At 66.4% G+C, this 2,956-nt stretch carries 2 protein-coding genes; one reads left to right on the forward strand and one right to left on the reverse strand.

The window, feature by feature from the left end; genetic code table 11:
• The first annotated feature begins 317 nt into the window (after positions 1-317).
• Positions 318-2,084: an L-lactate permease gene (locus BN903_RS12130; RefSeq protein WP_048077971.1), complete on the forward strand. Its 1,767-nt coding sequence runs from the start codon at positions 318-320 to the stop codon at positions 2,082-2,084.
• 620 nt (positions 2,085-2,704) lie between these two features.
• Here the strand turns inward: BN903_RS12130 and BN903_RS18365 are convergent.
• Positions 2,705-2,827 carry a hypothetical protein gene (locus BN903_RS18365; protein WP_255331290.1) on the reverse strand — a complete coding sequence of 41 codons (123 nt, stop codon included), beginning with the start codon at positions 2,825-2,827 and terminating at the stop codon, positions 2,705-2,707.
• Between the last annotated feature and the right edge of the window lie 129 nt (positions 2,828-2,956).

Raw genomic sequence — 2,956 nt, forward strand, 5'->3', positions numbered from 1 at the left:
CCGCGAGCTCCGCGACGAGGCGCTCGCGGCGGAGCCGGACGAGGAGCGGTAGGCTCCCCGCGACGCCGCGACCGACCGCCGTTGTCTCGGTTCGTAATCGAGTGTATGTCAGTTTCTCGTCGTCGGATCGAAACCCCCGCGGTATCGTCGCCGTAGGGGGCTGAGGGTTAGGGTTTGGGAGCGAAAGTGACAGTTTCGTTGAAACGCGAGTTTTTATAATTAATGAACGTGATGAACTCACGTCGCATGTGGGTGAGCATTCCTAACACGAGTCGTGGAGGGTGTCGAACTGCTGGATATAACGGGGGGACGAAGGGATGACGACCGGCGTCGACGTCGCGGTTGCGGCGGTACCGCTGCTGCTCGCGGGCGTCCTGCTTGTCGGCCTCCTCTGGCCGGCGACGCGCGCGATGCCGCTGGCGTGGGTCGCCGCGATCGGGGTGGGCTACTTCGCGTGGAACATGCCGGTGAACTGGCTGTTGGGCGCGTCCGCCGTGGGGGTGATGACCGCGATCGAGATCCTCTGGATCGTCTTCGGCGCGCTCGTCCTCCTGTACACGCTGATGGAGGCGGGCGCGTTCGACCGGATCAACCGCGGGTTCGCGGCGGTGAGCGACGACCGCCGCGTCCAGATCGTCCTGATCGCTTTCTTCATGGCGACGTTCATCGAGGGGGCGGCCGGCTTCGGGACGCCCGCGGCGGTCGTCGCGCCGCTGCTGCTGGGACTGGGCTTCCCGGCGCTCGCGGCGGTCATCGCGGCGATAATCGGCCACATCATCGCCGTCACGTACGGCGCGGTGGGGACGCCGATCGTCGTCGGAATCGAGAGACCGCTCGGCAGCGTCGAGTTCACGCGGAGCGCCATCGAGGGGAGCGGGATGACCGTCCAGGAGTTCTCGGTCGAGGTGGCCGCGTGGGCGGCGACGTATCACGCCTTGGTCGGGTTCGTGATGCCGCTTTTCGCGGTCGGGATGGTCGTCTACTTCTTCGGCGACCCCGACGAGCGCTCGCTGGCACCGGCGTGGGAGGTCGCGCCGCTGTGTCTCGCCTCCGGGATCGCGTTCGCGGTGCCGTACTGGCTCTCGGCGTGGTTCCTCACCGCCGAGTTCCCGTCGCTGATCGGCTCGATGGTCGGCGGCGCGATCATCCTGAGCGTCGTGCGCGCCGGCTACCTCCTGCCGGACAACGAGTGGGAGTTCCCCGAGCGCGACCGGTGGAAGGACCACTGGGTCGGCACGATCGAACCGGGCCAGTCGAACGGCTCGAACGGCGGTAGCGCGGAGAGCCGCGGCGGCGTCTCGCCCGAGGCCGAGGCGGCCGACCTGGAGGGCGGCGAGGACATCTCCCTGCTCAAGGCGTGGTCGCCGTACGTCCTGCTCGTGGTCCTGCTCGTGGTCACGCGAGCGGTCGGCCCGATATCGAACTTCATCAACCGCAACGTCTTCATCGTCAACTGGAACGACATCCTCGGGACGACGCTCAGCGGGTCCGTCGCGTGGATGAACGTCCCCGGCTTCTGGCTGCTCGTGAGCGCCGTCCTCGCGATCCCGATCTTCGGAATGTCCGGTCAGGAGGTGGGCGACGCGTGGAAGGAGGCGGCCCGGAAGATCGTCTCGCCGTTCATCGCCCTCGTCTTCGTCATCGCGATGGTCCAGGTGATGCTCCAGTCCGGCGCGCACCCGGGCGCGCCCGAGGTCGGGAGCATGATCGTGTTGCTCGCGCAGACGACCGCCGACCTGCTGGGGGTCGCCTACCCCGCCGTCGCGGCGCTCATCGGCGCGCTCGGTGCGGCGATGGCCGGCTCGAACACCGTCTCGAACATCACCTTCGGCGCGTTCCAGTTCGAGGCGGCGACGCAGCTCGGGCTCCCGCGGACGATCATCGTCGGCGCGCAGGCCGTCGGCGGCGCGATCGGGAACCTCGTCGCGATCCACAACCTCGTCGCCGCGCTGGCGACGGTCGGTCTCCTCGGACAGGAGGGGCGGGTGATGCGGCTGAACCTCATCCCCCTGCTGTACTACGCGACGGGCGTCGGGCTGCTGTGTGTGCTGTTCAGCTACGTGCTGTTCACCGGCGTGTTCTGACCGCCGGGACCGACGCCGCGGTGCGGAGTTTTTATCGACTCGACGGCGACTCGCGAGTCGCGAGTCTGCTGACTCGGACGGAGCAATCCGGCGCTATCGGTCTTATCGAAACCCGCGGCGATTGATGGTTTCACAGCCTCGATCGCTCGCTACAGGTGACGGAGTGATCGATCTGCCGAGTTAGTGCGGTGGCGCGCGCCTCCGAGCGCCCTTTTAAGGGCGCGAGGAGCGCCGCGCGAGGGAGTCGACCGGTCGGAGCGAAGCGGAGACCGGTCGACGAGGCTGGGGAGGCGTGAGGTGCTGTGCGCGGTGCGGGGTGGGGCTCGAAGGGGCAGCTGCGAGGCGGGCGCAGGCGACGTAAGCACCGCAGCGAGTGAGCGAAGCGAACGAGTGAGGAGCGCAGCGAGCGTGCGCCCGCCTCGCGGCTGGGGCTTCGGTGGCCTCTGTGTCGATAACTGATTTATAAGTGATCACAGCATTCTACAGCCGAGTGGCTGGGGCTTCTGCGGTGGTCACCGCATCAGAAGCAACGGTATTTCCAGCACGAACATCGGCCACGAGATAGCCGCCTTATAAGCGCTCTTCAGCGACCGGCCGTTTCAGGCGAGAAGATACGCGACTCAGGCGCGCAGCCAGTCGACGAGGCGCGCGACCGGACTGGTCGTCGCGTCGAGGTCCTCGGGTCGCGGGGTGTCTTTCAGTCGCACGGATCCGTTCTTGTAGATCGTTTTGATATCAGTCATTACATCCACAGATAGGACTCTCACGGGCATAAGAAGCTCGAAATCGCAATATATCGTGGTGAATAGTTCGTGATATATCAACCGGATCGTCAGGATCGTTCGGGGGGGGTTTCNCCGGGGCGAGGAAGG

Source organism: Halorubrum sp. AJ67 (assembly GCF_000513435.1).